Below are 19,236 nucleotides of genomic sequence, written 5' to 3' on the forward strand. Positions count from 1 at the left end.
ACCGCCCTCGCGACGCGGCCGACCGCCCTCGCGTCGGCCGCGGTCCCGCCAGGTGAGCTGCGGGGTCCCAACCTGGCGGCGGGTGGGGGCAGGGGGACGAAGTAGGCTGAGCCCATGCCCGAACGCCGTACCGTCGCCCTTGTCACTCTCGGCTGCGCACGTAACGAGGTGGACTCGGAGGAGCTCGCAGGCCGCCTGGCGGCGGATGGCTGGGATCTCGTCCAGGACGCCACCGACGCGGACGTCGCCGTCGTCAACACCTGCGGTTTCGTCGAAGCCGCCAAGAAGGACTCCGTCGACGCGCTGCTGGAGGCAGGCGACCTCAAGAGCGCCGCGCGCGAGGGAGAGGGAAGAACGCAGGCCGTGGTGGCCGTCGGCTGCATGGCCGAGCGGTACGGCAAGGAGCTGGCCGACGCCCTGCCCGAGGCGGATGGCGTCCTCGGCTTCGACGATTACGCGGACATCTCCGAGCGCCTCCAGACCATCCTCGGCGGCGGCGTGCACGCCCCCCACCTCCCGCGCGACAGGCGCAAGCTGCTGCCCGTCAGCCCCGCCGAGCGGCAGGGCACCGACGTGGCGCTCCCCGGGCACGGCACGCCCGGCGACGCGGAAGCCGCCGCCTCCGCCCCCGCCGACCTGCCCGCGGGCCTCGCGCCCGCCTCCGGACCGCGCGCCCCGCTGCGGCGCAGGCTGGGCAGCAGCCCCGTCGCCTCCGTCAAGCTCGCCTCGGGATGCGACCGGCGCTGCTCGTTCTGTGCCATCCCCTCCTTCCGCGGCTCCTTCATCTCCCGCCGCCCCGCCGACGTGCTGTCCGAAACCCGGTGGCTGGCCGAGCAGGGCGTGCACGAGATCATGCTGGTCTCGGAGAACAACACCTCCTACGGCAAGGACCTGGGTGACATCCGGCTGCTGGAGACGCTGCTGCCCGAGCTGGCGGCCGTCGACGGTATCGAGCGGGTGCGGGTCAGCTACCTCCAGCCGGCCGAGATGCGGCCCGGCCTGATCGACGTGCTCACCGGCACCGAGAAGGTCGCCCCCTACTTCGACCTGTCGTTCCAGCACTCGGCCCCCGGCGTGCTGCGCGCCATGCGGCGCTTCGGGGACACCGACCGCTTCCTGGGGCTGCTGGAGGAGATCAGGAAGCGGGCGCCCGAGGCGGGGGTCCGCTCCAACTTCATCGTCGGCTTCCCCGGCGAGAGCGAGCAGGACCTGGCCGAGCTCGAGCGGTTCCTCACCGGGGCGCGGCTGGACGCCATCGGTGTGTTCGGATACTCCGACGAGGAGGGCACCGAGGCCGCCGGATACGAGGCCAAGCTGCCCGAGGAGGAGGTCGCCCGCCGTCTGGCGCACCTCTCGCGGCTCGCCGAGGAGCTGACCGCCCAGCGCGCCGAGGAGCGTGTGGGGGAGACCGTGCGGGTACTGGTCGAAAGCGTGGACGAAGAAGAGGGCCCCCTCGGGCGCGGCGCGCACCAGGCGCCGGAGACGGACGGGCAGGTGCGCCTCGAGCCGGCCGGCGAGGGCCTCGACCCGGAATCCCCGGCAGGACAGCAGCTACGGGTCGGCCGTATGGTCGAGGCGAGAGTGGGCGCGGCCGAGGGCGTGGACCTGGTCGCCGTGCCGCTCACGGGCCAAGGCGCCTCCGTGTCGCCCGCGCGGGCCGACGCGGGCCGCGGTGCCGTTCCGGCTGCTCGCGCGGCTGCCGGAGGTGGACCCCGCCCGGTCGGTGAGGAGGCCGGCAGATGACGGGGATCCCGGCCTCCGCGGCGAGGCGCGGCACCGTCCCGAAGCCGAAGGCGGCGAGCGCTGTGCGCACTGTGAGTCTGTGGAACATCGCGAACCTCCTCACCATGGCGCGGCTGCTGCTGGTGCCCGCCTTCGTGCTGCTCATGGTCGCCGCCGGCGGTCACGACCCGGCTTGGCGCTCGTTCGCCTGGGCGGCGTTCACCGTCGCCATGATCACCGATCTGTTCGACGGCGAGCTGGCCCGGCGGCACAACCTGGTGACCGACTTCGGCAAGATCGCCGACCCGATCGCGGACAAAGCGATCATGGGGGCGGCGCTGATCTGCCTCTCCGCGCTGGCCGACCTGCCCTGGTGGGTCACCGGGGTGATCCTCTTCCGGGAGCTGGGCATCACCCTGATGCGGTTCTGGGTGATCAAGCACGGGGTGATTCCGGCCAGCCGGGGCGGCAAGATGAAGACGCTCGCCCAGGGCGTCGCCGTGGGGATGTACGTTCTCGCGCTCACCGGGCCGCTGGCGACCGCGCGGTGGTGGGTGATGGCGGTGGCCGTCGTGCTGACCGTCGTCACGGGGCTCGACTACGTGCGCCAGGCTGTGGTGCTGCGCCGGGCGGGCCTCGCCGCCTCCGCCGAGGCGGCGGCAGCCGACCGGGCCGCGGTGGCCGAAGGGGCCGCTTCAGGTCAGGAGGGAGAAGAACGGTCGTGACGGACGTGGACTCGCGGGCCGGCGGAGTGCTCGCGCTGCTCACCGAGCGTGGCCAGACGCTTGCCGTCGCCGAGTCGCTGACCGGCGGCCTCGTCGCCGCGGAGCTCACTGCCGTCCCTGGAGCCTCACGCGCCTTTCTGGGGTCCGTGACGGCGTACGCGGCCGCGCTCAAGAGAGACGTACTCGGCGTGGACGGGGCACTCCTCGAGGAGCGGGGCGCCGTCGATCCCGAGGTCGCGCGCCAGATGGCCCAGGGCGTCCGTACGGCGCTCGGCGCGGACTGGGGCGTGGCCACCACAGGAGTGGCGGGACCAGAGCCCCAGGACGGACAGCCGGTCGGTACGGTGTACGTCGCCGTCGCGGGCCCCGGAGCGGGCGAGGGAGTCGGCGCGGTCGCGGACAGACTGCGGATCGAGGGCAGCCGCAGCGGCGATCGGGCCGGTGACAGCGGTGAGGAAGCCGGAGAACGTGTGCGTGCCGGTATCCGCACGGAGAGTGTCCGAGGCGCCCTCGACGTGCTCTACAGGGAACTGATCGGAAACGCGGAGGGCAGGGTAGGGAACGAAGCGGGGGCACGGGATGTTTGCAGCCCTGAGTGAACACGACATCGCTCCCCGCACGGCTGCCGCTCTAGGCGGTACGGTGGAGGCTGAAGGAACCGGGGCCAACTGGCCGCCCCGCTACAGGCTGTGGAAGACGCCGCGCGTTGAGAGGGAGGAGCACCGATGATTCTGCTCCGTCGCCTGTTGGGTGACGTGCTGCGTCGGCAGCGCCAACGCCAGGGTCGTACCCTGCGCGAAGTCTCTTCGTCCGCCCGGGTCTCGCTCGGATACCTCTCCGAGGTCGAGCGCGGCCAGAAGGAAGCCTCGTCCGAACTGCTCTCGTCCATCTGTGACGCGCTCGATGTGCGGATGTCCGAGCTGATGCGGGAGGTCAGCGACGAGCTGGCGCTCGCGGAGCTGGCCGAGTCCGCGGCGAGCGACGCCGTGCCGGCACCCATGCGGCCGGTGCTCAACCCGCTGTCCGTCACCTCGGTCACCGACGTGCCCCCGGAGCGCGTCACCATCAAGGCGCCTACGGAGGCCGTGGACGTGGTAGCGGCCTGACGGCCGTGTGACGCATACGTGGCTCTCCTTTCCGCCGGCGCGCGGCGCCGGGCCGGGAGGGGCGACAGGAAACGTCGAAGCGGGCCCCGCCGGAGAACCCGGCGGGGCCCGCTTCTGTCTGCCGCCTCTTGCGCTCTGCCCTCTGTGGTCGCGCGGTCGCACGGAGTGCGGGACGATGGCTGAGTCCTGATACGCCGGGAAGGAAAGTACCGGCCCGGGAGGTGGCGGTATGACGGCGGTGGGTCCGATACTGCTGTGCCGCTGGGCATTGGGCGGCGCCTGCGCCGTCGGCTGGCTGTGCGCGATATGGCGCCTGGCCGTGGGCGAGGGAGGCCCGGTGGAGGCGACGGTGACGGCAGGGGGATGGGGGCTGAGCGTACTGCCCGTCCACGTGGCGCAGGACGGCACACGGCAGGGGGCGCGGGGGAGCGGGGGCGAACCCGATCGGGGGGTCACCAGGGCATCGCGACTCCGCCGTTGGGCCGCAGGATCTGGCCGGTGGTGAACGAGGACGCGTCGGATGCCAGGTGCAGCACCGCGTGGGCGATCTCCTGCGCCTCACCGACCCGCTCCAGCGGAGAGGCCCGGGTGAGTGCTTCCTCTCTTCGCCGTTGCTCCGCCGCGTCGTCCCGCTCCGTCATCGGGGTGCGCACCCAACCGGGTGCGACCGCGTTGACGCGGATGCCGTGCCTGCCGATCTCGGCTGCCAGGGTCTTGGTGAGCTGGACGACCGCCGCCTTGGCCGCTCCGTAGCACAGCAGCTCGGCCGAGCCGGTGTCCACGGCCCCCGACGCCATGGTCACGATGGCGCCGCGCGTCCCCGTGCCGATCATGCTCCGGGCCGCCTCCTGGCAGGTGTGCAGAACGCCCTTGAAATTGACGTCCAGCACCCGGTCCAGGTCGGCGTCCCGCGTCTCCAGCACGGTACTGCGGTGCATGACCCCCGCGATCGCGGCGGCGACATCCAGGCTCCCGCCCGCACGGGCCGCCGCAGCCACGGCGTCGCTGAGCGCCGCACGGTCGGTCACGTCCAGTACGTACCCCCACGCCTCACCGCCCGCCGCCTCGATCTCGCCGGTCGTGCGCGCGAGACCCCTCTCGTCCAGGTCGGCACAGTGCACGGCCGCGCCCGCCTGGGCGAGCAGCACGGCTGTCGCGCGGCCGATGCCGCTGGCCGCTCCGGTGACCAGGGCGGTCCGGCCGGTCAGGTCGTACGCCGGGAGGCTCATGCACCATGACGGTACGAGCGAGCTGACGCAGCGTCAATTGGTCGGACACTCAGCGCGATCCATCGCGGGATTCCGTCACCGATCACGTCTCCGGCGGCTGGCAGTGCGGGCAATACCACACCGTGCGGGGGCGCTCCGGCGGCCCGTGCCCGCCCGTGCGCACCTCGGTACCGCAGCGGTAACAGGGCCGGCCCTCACGGCCGTAGACAGCCAGCGCACGCTCAGGGCGCGCACTGCCGGTCGTACGGCGCCGGACACGGGCCTTGTTCGCCTCCAGCAGCCGCTTGGCCGCCTCCAGCAGCCGGGCGAGCAGCGGCGCAGGAAGGGTGCCCACCGGCGTCCAGGGAGAGGTGCGCGCCAGGAAACACAGCTCTGATGCGTAGACGTTGCCGATCCCGGCAAGATTGCGCTGGTCGAGCAGGGCCTCGACCAGCGCACGGTCAGGACCGCGCACCAGCCGCCGCTCCGCCTCCCCGGCATCCCAGTCAGGCCCCAGCAGATCCGGACCCAAATGCCCCACCGCGGCGAACTCCTCCTGCGTACGCAGCAGTTCCAGCACTGGCAGGCGCAGGCCCGCAGCCGTGTGGGACCCGGTCGCCAACAGCGCGCGGACCTGATGAGCCGGACCGAAGCCCCCCGGCGGATTGCTCCGCACCCGCCAGGAGCCCTCCATACCCAGATGCGAGTGCACCGTCAGTCCGCCCTCGACGCGCATCAGCAGATGCTTGCCCCGCGACACCACCTCGAGCAGCACCCGGCCGGAGAGATCGACCGTCGCCATCCTGGGCACTCTGAAGTCCGTACGGAGCAGCACGCAGCCGGCCAGCGCCTCGTGCAGCGTCCGTGCCGCACGCCAGACCGTGTCTCCCTCAGGCATACGGCCATCGTCCCAGCCGGCTGCGACAAGTCACCGGGACAGCGCCGGAACAACGAAGTGGATCACCAGATACCATCCTCGGCCATGGGGCAGTGGGGTTACGAACGACAGCACGACGCGCTCGACGTGGACGGCGAGGAAGAAGCGGAACAGCGGGACGCGCTCGAAGGGGCGCGGGACTGGGTGGACGACCACGTCGACCGCTGGCACACCGTGCTCCCCGACCTCGACCCCCACGTCGAGGGCGCCGTCACACGCATGCAATACCTCGCGGACCACCTGCGGCGCGTGGGTGAGAGAGCACTGGCCGAGTACGGGCTGCGCCGCGAGGAGCACGAGATGCTCCACGTGCTCGTCCGATCCGGCCGCCACACCACCCTCCCGCAGCTCGCGATGGACCTGGGAGAGGCCCCCAACGCCGTCACTGAGTCTCTCGACGCCCTGGAGAAACGCGGATTCGTGACCCGTTCCTCCACGGGGTCGGGAAAGAAGAACCCCGCCGGCGACCGCGGGGAGGAGATCACGCTGACGGACGAGGGGCACACCACCTGGCTCGGCGCCATCGACGCCGCCGGAGCCGAGGAACGCCGCCTGCTGGGGTCCCTCGACTGGTACGAACGTACGCTGCTCGCCTCGCTGTTGCGGCGCGTGGTCCTCACCGTCGAAGGCCACGACGAGGGCTGAACGGCGAGCGGCCGCGCCACGCCGGGCGTGGGCCTGCCGCCATACCGGCCGGGGCCCGCGGGCGCGTCGGGCATAGGCCGCGGGGCGCACCGGATGAGGGCCGCAGTTGAAGCGGACGAGGGCGGCGGTCGTACCCGGCGCGGGTCGCGGCCGTACCCGGCGAGGGGGCGAGGCCCCCGGTCGCAGCAGGCGACGGCCGCAGTCGCACCGGACGGAGGCCGTCCCGCTCATCCCGCGCGCAGCCGCAGCCCACGCGGCGTCGGGTGAAAACCCGCCCCTTCCAGCGTGGAGCCAAGGGACGAGGAGAGCGCTGCCGTACCGTTCACCCGCTCGATCGTGACGGTGCCCAGCGCGCCCCGGCGGGCCGCCTCCGCCAGCGCCTCGACAGCGGCGGCCAGCCGGGCGGTACCCGCCTCACTCGCCGCGGCAGCCGGATCCGCCTCCCCGGTCCCGCCGTCCGGCGCCTCCGGATCGTTCGCCCACGCCAGCAGGGTCTTGCCGCCCCGCTCGACGTACAACGTCAGCACACCGTCGACCACCACCACGAGTGCGCCCGCCTTGCGGCCCGGCTTGTGCGTCGCGCCCGCTGGGGGAGCGGGCCAGGCGAGGGCGGCCCCGTAGGCGTTCGCCGGATCGGCGGCGGCCAGGACGAGAGCGCGCGGACCGCCGCGCGAGCTCCCGCCACGCGCCCCCGCGCCGTACGCCGCACCGGCCCCCTGGCCGGCGCCGCTCTCCCGCTCGCGTGCCGTGCTGACAGCGCGCAACCTGTCCACCGCGCCGTCCACCGCGAACTGCGCGGCGCCCAGGCCCTCCACGACGTAACCGCGCCGGGCCTGCCCGCTCTCCTCGAAGGCCGACAGCACGCGATACGCCGCGGAGAAGCCACCCTCCACCCCCTCGGCGGACACCGCACCGCGGGTCACGACGCCGTGCCGGTCCAGCAGCGTGCGGGCCAGTGCGTGCGCACGGTGGGTGGGTTCGCTCTCCGGCTCGGGAAGCAGCGACCAGCGGCCCGCCACGGTCGGCGGCGCCGACGCGGGAGCGCGGCCGGGGCCGCGGCGGCCCACGCCGCCGCCCGCCGCCACGGCGGCCGCCGTGAACGAGCCGTAACGCCCGCGCGGAGTGGGCCGCTTGGCGCGGTGTGCCGTCGAACCCGCCGTCCGTCCCGAACCCAGCAGGGCGCGCAGCGGCGCCATCGTGTCCCCGGTCACCCGCCCCGACCACACCAGGTCCCACAGCGCCTCCGTCAGCTGGGGGTCGGTGGCCTCCGGCTGCGCGGCCCGCGCCCGCTCGGCGATCTGCCGGAAGAACAGCCCGTAACCACCCGCCAGGGCTTCGAGCACGGCCTGATGCACCGGCGTCAGCTCCAGCGGATGCGGGGGCGGCAGCAACAGCGGCGCCGCGTCGGCCAGGTGCAGCGACAGCCAGCCGTCCTTGCCGGGCAGCGCCCCCGCACCCGCCCACACCACCTCGCCCGAGGCGGTCAGCTCGTCCAGCATCGGCGGCCCGTAGTCCGCGACCCGCCCCGGAAGCACCAGCTTCTCCAGCGCGGACGCCGGAACCGGAGCCCCCTGCAACTGCTCGACGGTGCGCAACAACCCCTCGACACCGCGCAGGCTGCTGGTGCCCACGTGCTGCCACTGCGGCAGGAAAGCCGCCAGAGCCTGCGGCGCGACCGGCTCCAGCTCCTGCCGCAGCGCGGCCAGCGAACGCCGCCGCAGCCTACGCAGCACCCCCGCGTCGCACCACTCCTGGCCCACACCCGAGGGGTGGAACTCTCCCTGCGCCAGCCGCCCGCTCGCCGCCAGCCGGTGCAGCGCGCCGTCCGCGACGGCCGTACCCAGACCGAAGCGCTCCGCCACGTCCGCCGAGACGAAGGGGCCGTGCGTTCTGGCGTACCGCGCGAGCAGATCGCCCAACGGGTCGGCCACGGGCTCGGTGAACGCCTCGGGGATACCGACGGGCAGCGCCACCCCCAGCGCGTCCCGCAGCCGGCCCGCGTCCTCGATCCCCGCCCAGTACTCACGGCCCGCGATCCGCACCCGGATGGCACGGCGCGCCGCCTCCAGCTCCGGAGCCCAGCCCGGCTCGGCGCCGCGCTCCTCCAGCTCACCGGAGGTGAGCGGGCCCAGCAGACGCAGGAGGTCGGCCACGCCCTCCACGTCCTTGAGACGGCGCTCCTCGGTACGCCACTGGAGCTCGGCCTCCAGCTCGTGCAGCACCTCTGCGTCCAGCAGCTCCCGCAGCTCCGCCTGGCCCAGCAGCTCCGACAGCAGCCGGGAGTCGAGGGAGAGGGCCGCCGCCCGGCGCTCGGCCAGCGGCGAATCTCCCTCGTAGAGATACTGAGCGACGTAGCCGAACAGCAGCGAGCGGGCGAACGGTGAGGGCTCCGGCGTCGTCACCTCGACCACGCGGACGCGGCGCGACTCGATGTCGCCCATCAGCTCCGTCAGCCCCGGCACGTCGAAGACGTCCTGGAGGCACTCGCGGACCGCCTCCAGGATGACCGGGAAGGAGCCGAACTCGCTCGCCACCTGGAGCAGCTGCGAGGCCCGCTGCCGCTGCTGCCACAAGGGCGTGCGTTGACCCGGACTGCGGCGCGGCAGCAGCAGCGCACGTGAGGCGCACTCCCGGAAGCGGGCGGCGAACAGTGCCGAGCCGCCCACCTGGTCGGTGACGGTCTGCTCGACCTCGCCCTTGTCGAAGAGCACATCGCCGACCCCGATGGGCGGCTGATCGGGATCGACCGGCAGCCCGCCCCCCGCCCCGGACGCCTCCTGTGCCGGGGTGCGCGGGGAGGGCGACTCGGGCCCGAACAGATCCAGGTCCATCAGCTCGGCGTCCGGCAGCCGCAGCACCAGCCCGTCGTCCGCATGCATGACCTGTGCGTCCATGCCGTACCGCTCCGACAGCCGGGCCCCGATGGCGAGGGCCCAGGGGGCGTGCACCTGGGCGCCGAACGGGGAGTGCACCACGACGCGCCAGTCGCCCAGCTCGTCACGGAAGCGCTCCACCACGATCGTCCGGTCGTCCGGGACGTGTCCGGCCGCCTCCCGCTGCTCGTCCAGATACGCCAGCAGGTTGCCGATCGCCAGCGTGTCCATTCCGGAGGCCGCCAGCCGCTCCCCGGCCCGCTCGCGGGTCAGCGAACCGATCTCGCGCAGGAAGGCGCCCAGCGCCCTGCCCAGCTCCAGCGGCCTGCCCAGCTGGTCCCCCCGCCAGAACGGCAGGCGTCCCGGCACACCGGGCGCGGGCGTGACCAGCACCCGGTCACGGGTGATGTCCTCGATCCGCCAGGACGTCGTCCCCAAAGTGAACACGTCGCCCACCCGGGACTCGTAGACCATCTCCTCATCCAGCTCGCCGACCCGGCCCCCGCCCTTCTTCGGATCCGCACCCGCCAGGAAGACTCCGAACAGCCCGCGGTCGGGGATCGTGCCGCCCGAGGTGACAGCCAGCCGCTGCGCACCCGGACGGCCCGTGAGCGTGTCGGCCACCCTGTCCCACACCAGACGCGGGCGCAGCTCGGCGAACGCGTCGGACGGATACCGCCCGGCGAGCATGTCCAGCACCGAGGTGTACGCCGACTCGGGCAGCGCGGCGAACGGGGCGGCACCCCGCACCAGCGCCAGCAGCTCCTGCACGTCCCACACGTCCACCGCTACCATCGCGACGATCTGCTGGGCGAGCACGTCCAGCGGGTTCGCGGGGATGCGCAGCGCCTCGATGGCGCCCTGGAGCATCCGCTCGGTGACGACCGCGGACTGCACCAGATCTCCTCGGTACTTGGGAAAGACCACCCCCGCGGAGACCGCACCCACCTGGTGTCCCGCGCGGCCCACCCGCTGGAGCCCGGAGGCCACCGAGGGAGGCGACTCGACCTGGATCACCAGGTCGACGGCCCCCATGTCGATCCCCAGCTCCAGGCTGGAGGTGGCCACCACGGCGGGTAGCCGGCCCGCTTTGAGATCCTCCTCCACCTGGGCGCGCTGCTCCTTGGAGACCGAGCCGTGGTGGGCCCGCGCCAAGAGCGGCGGCGCGCCGGTCACCGCGCCCGCGTTGCCCATCAGCTCGGCGGGCGAGTGGTCCTGGGGCATCGGCTCGCCCGTTGCACGCTCGTAGGCGATCTCGTTCAGCCTGTTGCACAGCCGCTCGGCCAGCCGGCGTGAGTTGGCGAAGACGATGGTGGAGCGGTGCTCCTGGATGAGGTCGGTGATCCGCTCCTCCACCGAGGGCCAGATCGACGGCTTGCCGCCCCCACCAGGGCCCGCCCCCTCCGGACCCGCGGCCTCCTGTGAGGGGGAGCCGCCCAGCTCGCCCATGTCCTCCACAGGGACCACGACGGACAGCTCGAACTCCTTGCCCGACGGCGGCTGCACGACGGCCGCGTTCCTGCGGGGGGAGAGGAACCGCGCCACCTCGTCCACCGGGCGGACCGTGGCCGACAGGCCGATGCGCCGCGCGGGGCGCTCCAACAGGTGATCCAGCCGCTCCAGGGACAGCGCCAGGTGAGCGCCGCGCTTGGTGCCCGCGACCGCGTGCACCTCGTCCACGATGACCGTCTCGACGCCGGTGAGCGCCTCCCTGGCGCCGGAGGTCAGCATCAGGAACAGCGACTCGGGCGTCGTGATCAGGATGTCCGGCGGGCGGCGGGCGATCGAGCGGCGCTCGGCGGGCGGCGTGTCACCCGAACGGATACCGACCGTGATCTCCGGCTCCGGAAGGCCGAGGCGAGCGGACTCCTGCCGCATACCTGTCAGCGGGCTGCGCAGGTTGCGCTCCACGTCCACGGCCAGCGCTTTCAGCGGCGAGACGTACAACACCCGGCAGCGCTTGACGGGATCGGCAGGCGGCGGCGTGGAGGCGAGAGCGTCCAGCGAGGCGAGGAAGGCCGCCAGCGTCTTTCCCGATCCGGTGGGCGCCACCACCAGCGCGTCCGACTCCTCGGCCAGCGCACGCCAGGCCCCCTCCTGCGCGGAGGTGGGCTCGCTGAAGGCGCCCGTGAACCATGCACGGGTCGCCGGTGAGAAAGCGTCCAGCGCCGATGTCCGACCCATGCCCCCATCGTGCAGCACGGCACTGACAACGGCGTGCGAGCGCCCAAGAGGGCTGTCGCGGTGGCCGGCGAGGGGTGTGCGCAGAATGGAAGGATGACGGACGGGGAGAGCGCGCACTACTGGCAGTCACCGAAGCTGCCGGACCTCGATCTCCTGCGCGCCCGCTACATCCGCAAGATCTTCGCGCGTCACACCCACAGGACGTACGTCATCGCCGCCGTCACGGAGGGCGTGGAGGCGTTCCACCACGGCGGCGGAGTGCACCGTGTGGGTGTGGGCGGTCTCGCGCTGATCAACCCCGACACCATGCACACGGGGCACGCCGGAACCCCCGAGGGCTGGCGTTACGAGGTCCTCTACCCCGACCCGGCCGTGGTGGCGCGGATCGCCGCGGAGACCACCACGCTCCGGGGCACGCCGGGGTTCACCGTCCCGGCGGCCCACGACCCGGTCTCGGCCCGCCACGTGCGGGCGGTGCACCTCGCGCTGGAGCAGAACAACGCGCTGGCCGCCGACAGCCACCTGCACGCGGCCGTCGCGCGGCTGCTGCGGCTGCACGGCGGGCCCCTGCCCGGGCGGGCGACACGCACAGCCGGGACGCGCTACGCCGCGCTGGCGCGTGCCGCCCTAGAGGAGCGGATGGCGGACCCGCCCACCTTGGAGGCGCTCGCCGCCGAGCTGGACACCAGCCCGTTCGCACTTCTGCGCGCCTTCCGCCGCGCGTACGGGATGCCGCCGCACGCCTGGCTGACGGACGCGCGCGTCCACCGGGCCCGTGCCCTGTTGGACGCGGGGACGCCCCCGGCCGAGGCGGCCGGCACCGTCGGGTTCACCGACCAGGCCCATCTGACCCGCCATTTCGGCCGGATCGTGGGAGTGCCGCCTGGTGCCTACCAGCGTGGCCGCGCAAGAACGTACAAGACCGGCTCATCAGCGGCTTTCTAATGTCCTCCTGTGCCAGAGCAGAGAGAACCCCGAGAGACCTCCGACCGGCCCCGAGCGCCGGAGGTGTCCATAGCGCCGGAGACGTCCCGAGCGCCGAGCCCGCACCCGGGGACTGAACCGTTCGCGGCGCCGGAACGGCCACATCGGGCCGAAACGCCGGGGCAGTGCGGTTCACCGGGGCAGTCGGGTCCGTCTGAGTCGCGCGGCTCGGGCGCTCACCCGGGTGACGGCGGCGCAGAGCCGTCTGAGGACCGCGCTGTCGTGCGGGACGCCCTCGGCGTCGGTATCGCCGTCGGGCTGTCCGGTTTCGCGTTCGGTGTCACCGCCTCAGGAGCCGGTATCAGTCTCGCGCAGACGTGCGCGCTGAGCCTCTTCGTGTTCACCGGCGCCTCGCAGTTCGCCCTGGTCGGTGCCCTGGCCGCCGGGAGCGGACCGCTGACCGCGGCAGTTGGTGCGTTCTTCCTGGGGACCAGGAACACCCTCTACGGGCTGCGTCTCTCCGGCCTTCTCGGACTGCGCCTGGGGACGAGAGTCGCCGCAGCGCACTGGGTGATCGACGAGACGTCGGCCGTCGCCCTCGCCCAGCGCGGACGGCAGGCCGTCCGGCTCGGTTTCACCGTGACCGGTGCGACGCTCTTCGTCCTGTGGAACCTCACCACCTTCCTGGGCGCCCTCGGAGCCGAAGCGCTCGGGGACACCGCCGCCTGGGGGCTGGACGCGGCACCGCCCGCCGCCTTTCTCGCCCTGCTGGCCCCCATGCTCCGCACCGGTGCCGAGCGCACCACGGCGGGGCTCGCCGCCGTCCTCGGGCTCGCCCTCCTCCCGGTGCTGCCCGCAGGCGTACCGGTACTGGTGGCTGCCCTGGCGGCCCCTGCCGTCCTGGTGGTGCACAGCGGAAAGGCACGGAGGGCAGCGGACGTCCTGATGCTGCAGAAGCAGAAGCAGAAGCAGAAGCAGAAGCAGAAACAGAAACAGAAACAGAAACAGAAACTGGTACAGGAGCAGGAACAGGCAGACGAGCAGGGACAGGAACAGGCACAGAGGCGAACGGAGAGCGGGAGCGAGGAGGAGTCGCGGTGAGTGTGTGGATCGCTATCGGGATCACTGCCCTGGGCTGCTATCTGGTCAAGCTTCTCGGCCTGTCGGTGCCCGCGGGCGCTCTGGAGCGCCCGGTGTTCAAGCGGCTGACCGCCCTGCTGCCTGTGGCGCTGCTGGCGGCGCTGACCGCGCAGCAGACGTTCGCCGACCAGACAGTGCTCGTGCTCGACGCCCGTGCGGCCGGGCTCGCTGCCGCGGCACTCGCTCTGGTGCTGCGAGCGCCCTTCCTGGTCGTCGTCGCCGCGGCCGTTCTGGTCACCGCGGGCATACGCGCGGTGGGGTGACGCCTGCCGACACGTGCCCGGGGGACGCGAGCCGGACGGGGTTTTCGGTGTGTCCGGACGGCGTCTTCGTGGGGCGACTCGAAGGGATGGTTCACAGCCGTCCGTACGCGCGGAGAGTGTGCAGGGCCTCGAGCGTCACCAGAGGGCGCCCCTCCAACGCCGTTCCGGGCGCCCACCTGCGCCAGTTGATGTCCCACCCGCCGTCCTCTTCCTGGCGGTTCACCAGGTGGTCGAGACAGCGGTCCAGTTCCGCGTCCGAGAACCAGCGCCGTGCCAGCGAGTCGGGCGCCGACGCGAAATCGGTCACGTAGTGGTGCTCTCCCGGTGCGTAACCGTCCGGAAGGGGGAAGCGCTCCGTGCGGTCCGGGTCGGTCACGACCAGGCGCTGCTCACGTACCAGCGTCCCCAGTCGGGCCGCCGCCGCCTCGGCCCGCGGGCGGTCCGGGACACCGTCCAGGAAGGCGAGCGCTGCCCGGACCTCGTACGGGTGGGTCTTGTCCAGGGTCTCGACGGTGTGCCAGCAGTAGTCCGTCGCGCGGAAGAGCCAAGCGTGCCAGACGCTGTTGCGGTGCAGTGTGCCCACGACCGGACCGGTCGCCAGCAGGTCGCTGGGCGGCACGTCCACCACGGGGATCCACGGTGCGGCAGGGTAGCCGCGCAGCGAGGGGTGGACGGCGGGAAGGGCGCCGTCGGGCGTGGAGACCGCCGTCAGATACCGGCCGATGCGCTCGACCCGTTGTCCGGCACAGCGTCCGATCGCATCCAGCACCCGCACGGCCGCAGCGGTGTGCAGTGGCTGGCTCACCGGACCCCGCAGATCGGGTTCCAGCGCGTGACCGTATCCGCCGTCCGCGTTGCGGTAGGCGTCCAGCGCCGTCTCGACCGCGCTCGGGTCGCCGTCCAGGAAGTCGTGCTCGAAACGCCGCTGCTCCAGCACGCGCGCTGTCAGCCAGATGAAGTTCTCCGCGCGGGAGAGGATCGAACCACTGTGAGCCATTCTCCGACGGTAGGCCCGCCAGACGCCCCGGTCACTGCTGTGGGACCGAGCCAACCCTCCAGGCGGGATACTTGAGGCATGCGGTTGACGGACTTCTGGCAGCGGATGGCGGAGCACTTCGGTGCGTCGTACGCGGACTCCTTCGCACATGACTTCGTGATGTCCGAGCTGGGCGGCCGGACCGTCCATGAGGCGCTCGCGGCGGGGTGGGACGCGAAAGACGTGTGGCGGGTGGTCTGCGACGTCATGGACGTCCCGGCGCACAAGAGGTGAGTCGCTTACCAGGCGGTGTGTCCGATAGGGCGAAACTTGTCCGGTGGGTGCACCAGGCGACGGCGGCCGGAATGACGGCGAGCACGACGGTCGCGACAGACACGCCGGCGAGCACGACGGTCGCGACAGACGCGCCGGGAAGCACGACGGCCGGGACCGACGCGACGGAGAGCCCGGCTCCGGGGAGAGGGGCGAGGGAGACGGAAAATCCCCCGCGAGTGGTGACCCCCAAGGGGAGGGGCTCGGCCCGGTGGCCTCGGCCGCGGGCTTCCGTCGCGGTCCATGGTCCTCGACGATGCCGCACTGGCTGCCGCGGGCCTTCGTGCTCGCCCTCGCCCTGTTCGCCGTCTACCAGGTCCTCAGCTGGGCGGTCCTGCGGGTCCTCACCCTGCTGCTGGACGTCCTGATCGCGTTCTTCCTGGCGCTGGCCATGGAGCCCGCCGTCGCGGGGCTGGCCCGGCGGGGGATGCGGCGCGGGCCGGCCACCGCGCTGGTCTCCGCGGTGCTGCTGGTGGCCGCGGCCGGATTCTTCTTCGCGCTCGGCTCCCTCTTCGCCGAACAGGTCAGCCGCATCGTCGACAACCTGCCCCGCTACGTCTTTGAGGTCCTGCGCTGGAGCAACGAACACTTCCACACCGATCTGCACGTGGACGAGCTCCGCTCGGGGCTCGTCCACTCCGACTGGGTACGCGGCTACCTGCGCAACGGGGCGCGGAACGTGTGGGGGGTCTCCGCGACGGTGCTGGGGGGAGTTTTCCAGCTTCTGACGGTCGCGCTGTTCACGTTCTACTTCGCGGCCGACGGCCCCCGGCTGCGGACCGTGCTGTGCTCCATACTGCCGCCCGCACGCCAGGCGGAGGTACTGCGCGCCTGGGAGATCGCTGTCAGCAAGACCGGCGGGTACATCTACTCGCGGGCTCTGATGGCGCTGATCTCCGCTGCCGCGCACTACCTCTTCCTGCGGCTGCTGGGCGTTCCGTACGCGGCGGCGCTGGGCGTCTGGGTCGGGGCGGTCTCGCAGTTCGTGCCGACCGTGGGCACCTATCTGGCCGGGGCTCTGCCGCTGTTGATCGCCTTCACCGTCGACCCGTGGTCGGCGCTGTGGGTGCTGGTGTTCATCGTCCTCTACCAACAGTTCGAGAATTACGTGTTGCAGCCGCGCATCACCGCCAGGACCGTGGACATCCATCCCGCCGTCGCCTTCGCATCGGTGATCGCGGGCACCTCGCTGCTGGGGGTGGTGGGCGCGCTGGTCGCCATTCCGGCGATGGCGACGTTGCAGGGATTCCTCAGCGCGTACGTGAAGCGCTACGAGGTCTCGGACGTGTCGTTCGGACGGGGGCCGCGGGGCAGGCGCCGCGGGCTCGGGCGGTGGTTGTCGCGCCTCCGATGACCGGGTACGTCTCCTCGTTCCGGAGGCGTTCCGGAGCCTTCCCGGGGACGTGAAGCTCCGGTGCAAACGCTGTGACCTGCGGCTTTCGAAGTTGTCCACAGGCGCGCGGTGCGACTTGACTCAAAAATCGAACATCGATTCTTATGGAGGCTCCGGCGAACGCCCGCTCAGGCCATGCCGGCCGGGGGAGCGCGGGTCCGGACCGATTGTCAGTGGCAGGCGCTAGCGTCGTGAGACGTGAAGCGATCGACTCAAGCAAACAACCGGGTGGCACCCATGGCAGGAACCGACCGCGAGAAGGCGCTCGACGCCGCTCTCGCTCAGATTGAACGCCAATTCGGCAAGGGCGCCGTGATGCGCATGGGCGAGCGGCCGAACGAGCCGGTCGAGGTCATCCCCACCGGGTCGACCGCCCTGGACGTGGCCCTCGGGGTCGGCGGCCTGCCGCGCGGCCGGGTCGTCGAGGTCTACGGCCCCGAGTCCTCGGGTAAGACGACCCTGACCCTCCACGCGGTGGCCAACGCTCAGAAGGCGGGCGGCACGGTCGCCTTCGTGGACGCGGAGCACGCGCTGGACCCCGAGTACGCCAAGCGTCTCGGCGTCGACACCGACGCGCTGATCCTCTCCCAGCCGGACAACGGCGAGCAGGCCCTCGAGATCACCGACATGCTGATCCGTTCCGGCGCGCTCGACCTGATCATCATCGACTCGGTCGCCGCGCTGGTGCCCCGGGCCGAGATCGAGGGCGAGATGGGCGACTCCCACGTCGGCCTCCAGGCCCGGCTGATGAGCCAGGCCCTGCGGAAGATCGCCGGTGCGCTCAACCAGTCCAAGACCACCGCGATCTTCATCAACCAGCTCCGCGAGAAGGTCGGCGTGATGTTCGGCTCTCCGGAGACCACGACCGGTGGTAGGGCGCTGAAGTTCTACGCCTCGGTGCGGCTCGACATCCGCCGCATCGAGACCCTGAAGGACGGCACCGACGCTGTCGGCAACCGGACCCGTGTCAAGGTCGTCAAGAACAAGGTCGCACCGCCCTTCAAGCAGGCCGAGTTCGACATCCTCTACGGCATGGGCATCAGCCGGGAGGGCGGTCTGATCGACATGGGCGTCGAGCACGGCTTCGTCCGCAAGTCCGGCGCCTGGTACACGTACGAAGGTGATCAGCTCGGCCAGGGCAAGGAGAACTCCCGCAACTTCCTGCGGGACAACCCCGACCTCGCCAACGAGATCGAGAAGAAGATCAAGGAGAAGCTCGGTATCGGCGTCCAGCCCCAGGACCCGTCGGGTGAGCCCGGCGCGGACGCCGCGGACAGCACAGTGGCCCCTGCCGCCGGCGCGGCGGTCGCGGCGGACGGCGCGGACGCCACCGCCAAGACGGTCCCGGCCCCCGCCACCAAGACGGCGAAGGCCACCAAGGCCACCAAGGCCGCCGCGGCCAAGAGCTAGTCCGGTGACACGGCGCACCGACTGGCCGGAGTACACCCCTTCCCCGGACCCGTCCTCGGCCTCCGCCGCGCCGTGGGGCGCCGGCACGAGCACGGGCTCCCAGGACGGCGATGGTCCCGCCCCGTCGAGGGCCGGAGCGGGACCATCGCGTTCGCCGTCCACCCCCGGGGAGCAACAGCCCGGGGGATCGCGGCCCTCCAGGGAGCCGCGGTCCCAGGAGCCGCAGGATCCGGTGGAGCGGGCCAGAGCCATCTGCCTGCGGCTTCTCACCGGTACGCCTCGGACGCGCCGGCAGCTCGCGGACGCGCTCCGCAAGCGGGACGTGCCTGAGGAGGCGGCCGAAGAAATCCTGGCTCGGCTGGAAGGTGTCGGTCTCATCGACGACGGCGCGTTCGCGGCCGCATGGGTGGAGTCCCGGCATCACAGTCGGGGGCTGGCCCGCCGCGCTCTCGCACGTGAACTGCGCACCAAGGGTGTGGACGCCACGGTGATCGACGAGGCGGTGGGCGAGCTCGACGCGGAGCAGGAGGAAGAGACAGCGCGGGCGCTGGTAGAGCGCAAGTTGCGTGCCACCAGAGGCCTGGAGAGGGACAAGCGTCTCCGCCGTCTCGCCGGGATGCTGGCCCGCAAGGGCTACCCGGAAGGCCTCGCCCTCCGCGTGGTCCGCCAAGCGCTGGAGGAAGAGGGGGAGGACCCGGAGGAGCTGGAGGAGCATTTCCCGGGGATTTAGAAGGGACCCGGATGGTCCTGGAAGGGACCGGACGGGTCTGGAGGGATTCCGGAGGGACCCAGACGGTCGGCATGGGATGGGTGCCGGGTCATGCGCGAAGGCCGCAAGACGCTCGGCTGGACGACACCAGCCGAGCGTCTACGTGATCTGCTCACCACCTAGCCAGGCGGTGTTGCCGCGACCACTGGAATCCACGCCCACCGGAGCCGGAGGGGCCACCGTGCGGGGCGGTGGAGGCCGCCGTGCGACGTTCACGCTGCGGGAGCGTCGATCGCCTCGGGTCCGAAGAGGTGCCGGGCCGCTCTGTGCCGGGGAGTTGTCAGCACCCCATCGTGGGGAGCCCATTCTTCGTGGAAGCCTGAGCAGCGGTGCCGTTCGGGGGTGCCGCCCGGCATTCCTGGGTCTCGTCGACCGTGGAGTGTCCAGCTACCGTCGCTGTTCTCGACGCGATGGAACTTTCTGATGCTCTACGCGTTCTTGCCTGACGACTGGCAGGCCGTCCAGCTCGCATACGTGCCGGAGTCGTAGCCGGCCTGGGCGGCGCCGATGCCGATGCCGATCCCGGAGAAGGCAATGTCCCGTGAGCCGATCGGGGAGTCCGCCCCACCGTGGCGAACCCGCACCGGCATCTCACTCACATCGGGCGGACATTGGTCAGATGCTCCTT

Annotated in this window: 17 protein-coding genes; 12 read left to right on the plus strand and 5 right to left on the minus strand. The window is 72.1% G+C overall.

Going from position 1 to position 19,236, the window contains the following annotated elements; genetic code table 11:
* Positions 1-114 precede the first annotated feature (114 nt).
* The 4 genes from rimO (at position 115) to DTL70_RS05755 (ending at position 3,553) form a co-directional block, all read left to right on the plus strand.
* On the plus strand, positions 115-1,743 hold the full coding sequence (gene rimO / locus DTL70_RS05740; RefSeq protein WP_114020762.1) for a 30S ribosomal protein S12 methylthiotransferase RimO: 1,629 nt from the start codon (positions 115-117) through the stop codon (positions 1,741-1,743).
* Positions 1,740-2,447, plus strand: a complete 708-nt coding sequence (pgsA, locus tag DTL70_RS05745) for a CDP-diacylglycerol--glycerol-3-phosphate 3-phosphatidyltransferase (RefSeq protein ID WP_114020763.1) — start codon at positions 1,740-1,742, stop codon at positions 2,445-2,447. The genes rimO and pgsA overlap by 4 nt, the downstream gene beginning before the upstream one ends.
* Complete coding sequence (locus tag DTL70_RS05750; protein ID WP_245979044.1) at positions 2,444-3,046, plus strand: CinA family protein; 603 nt, start codon at positions 2,444-2,446, stop codon at positions 3,044-3,046. Before pgsA ends, DTL70_RS05750 begins: the two co-directional genes overlap by 4 nt.
* 126 nt (positions 3,047-3,172) lie before the next feature.
* Positions 3,173-3,553: a helix-turn-helix domain-containing protein gene (locus DTL70_RS05755; RefSeq protein ID WP_114019471.1), complete on the plus strand. Its 381-nt coding sequence runs from the start codon at positions 3,173-3,175 to the stop codon at positions 3,551-3,553.
* Positions 3,554-4,005: 452 nt separating this feature from the next.
* On the opposite strand, the gene DTL70_RS05765 is transcribed toward DTL70_RS05755, so the two are convergent.
* Both DTL70_RS05765 and DTL70_RS05770 read right to left on the minus strand, forming a co-directional pair.
* The gene (locus tag DTL70_RS05765) at positions 4,006-4,782 is read right to left on the minus strand and encodes an SDR family NAD(P)-dependent oxidoreductase (protein ID WP_114020764.1); all 777 of its coding nucleotides are present in this window, start codon (positions 4,780-4,782) and stop codon (positions 4,006-4,008) included.
* An 82-nt stretch (positions 4,783-4,864) separates the two neighbouring features.
* Complete coding sequence (locus tag DTL70_RS05770) at positions 4,865-5,659, minus strand: DNA-formamidopyrimidine glycosylase family protein (RefSeq protein ID WP_114020765.1); 795 nt, start codon at positions 5,657-5,659, stop codon at positions 4,865-4,867.
* An 84-nt stretch (positions 5,660-5,743) separates the two neighbouring features.
* On the opposite strand from DTL70_RS05770, the gene DTL70_RS05775 reads away from it, so the two are divergent.
* Complete coding sequence (locus DTL70_RS05775; protein ID WP_181860797.1) at positions 5,744-6,343, plus strand: MarR family winged helix-turn-helix transcriptional regulator; 600 nt, start codon at positions 5,744-5,746, stop codon at positions 6,341-6,343.
* Positions 6,344-6,570: 227 nt separating this feature from the next.
* Here the strand turns inward: DTL70_RS05775 and DTL70_RS05780 are convergent, their stop codons facing one another.
* Positions 6,571-11,400, minus strand: a complete 4,830-nt coding sequence (locus DTL70_RS05780; RefSeq protein WP_114020766.1) for an Lhr family helicase — start codon at positions 11,398-11,400, stop codon at positions 6,571-6,573.
* 93 nt (positions 11,401-11,493) lie between these two features.
* Here DTL70_RS05780 and DTL70_RS05785 point away from each other — a divergent pair, with 93 nt between their 5' ends.
* The 3 genes from DTL70_RS05785 (at position 11,494) to DTL70_RS05795 (ending at position 13,727) form a co-directional block, all read left to right on the plus strand.
* Positions 11,494-12,345, plus strand: coding sequence for an AraC family transcriptional regulator (locus DTL70_RS05785; RefSeq protein WP_114020767.1), 852 nt, complete (start codon positions 11,494-11,496; stop codon positions 12,343-12,345).
* Between the two features lie 69 nt (positions 12,346-12,414).
* Positions 12,415-13,425, plus strand: a complete 1,011-nt coding sequence (locus DTL70_RS05790; protein ID WP_425470318.1) for an AzlC family ABC transporter permease — start codon at positions 12,415-12,417, stop codon at positions 13,423-13,425.
* Positions 13,422-13,727 carry an AzlD domain-containing protein gene (locus DTL70_RS05795; protein WP_114020769.1) on the plus strand — a complete coding sequence of 102 codons (306 nt, stop codon included), beginning with the start codon at positions 13,422-13,424 and terminating at the stop codon, positions 13,725-13,727. Before DTL70_RS05790 ends, DTL70_RS05795 begins: the two co-directional genes overlap by 4 nt.
* Positions 13,728-13,818: 91 nt before the next feature.
* Here the strand turns inward: DTL70_RS05795 and DTL70_RS05800 are convergent, their stop codons facing one another.
* Entirely contained in the window at positions 13,819-14,724 is a 906-nt protein-coding gene (locus tag DTL70_RS05800; RefSeq protein WP_114020770.1) for a hypothetical protein, read from the minus strand.
* A 78-nt stretch (positions 14,725-14,802) separates the two neighbouring features.
* Between DTL70_RS05800 and DTL70_RS05805 the strand changes: the two genes are divergently transcribed.
* From DTL70_RS05805 to recX, 4 genes are all read left to right on the plus strand, one after another.
* Positions 14,803-14,997, plus strand: coding sequence for a DUF3046 domain-containing protein (locus tag DTL70_RS05805; protein WP_114019464.1), 195 nt, complete (start codon positions 14,803-14,805; stop codon positions 14,995-14,997).
* A gap of 295 nt (positions 14,998-15,292) precedes the next feature.
* Complete coding sequence (locus tag DTL70_RS05810) at positions 15,293-16,390, plus strand: AI-2E family transporter (RefSeq protein WP_114020771.1); 1,098 nt, start codon at positions 15,293-15,295, stop codon at positions 16,388-16,390.
* A 276-nt stretch (positions 16,391-16,666) separates the two neighbouring features.
* Positions 16,667-17,839, plus strand: coding sequence for a recombinase RecA (recA, locus tag DTL70_RS05815; RefSeq protein WP_114020772.1), 1,173 nt, complete (start codon positions 16,667-16,669; stop codon positions 17,837-17,839).
* Positions 17,840-17,843: 4 nt separating this feature from the next.
* Positions 17,844-18,569: a recombination regulator RecX gene (gene recX, locus DTL70_RS05820; RefSeq protein WP_114020773.1), complete on the plus strand. Its 726-nt coding sequence runs from the start codon at positions 17,844-17,846 to the stop codon at positions 18,567-18,569.
* Positions 18,570-19,036: 467 nt separating this feature from the next.
* Here recX and DTL70_RS33425 read toward each other — a convergent pair whose 3' ends face one another.
* Positions 19,037-19,198: a hypothetical protein gene (locus DTL70_RS33425; protein ID WP_181860798.1), complete on the minus strand. Its 162-nt coding sequence runs from the start codon at positions 19,196-19,198 to the stop codon at positions 19,037-19,039.
* Positions 19,199-19,236 lie beyond the last annotated feature (38 nt).

This window comes from Streptomyces diacarni (genome assembly GCF_003323715.1).
GTDB lineage: Bacteria > Actinomycetota > Actinomycetes > Streptomycetales > Streptomycetaceae > Streptomyces > Streptomyces diacarni.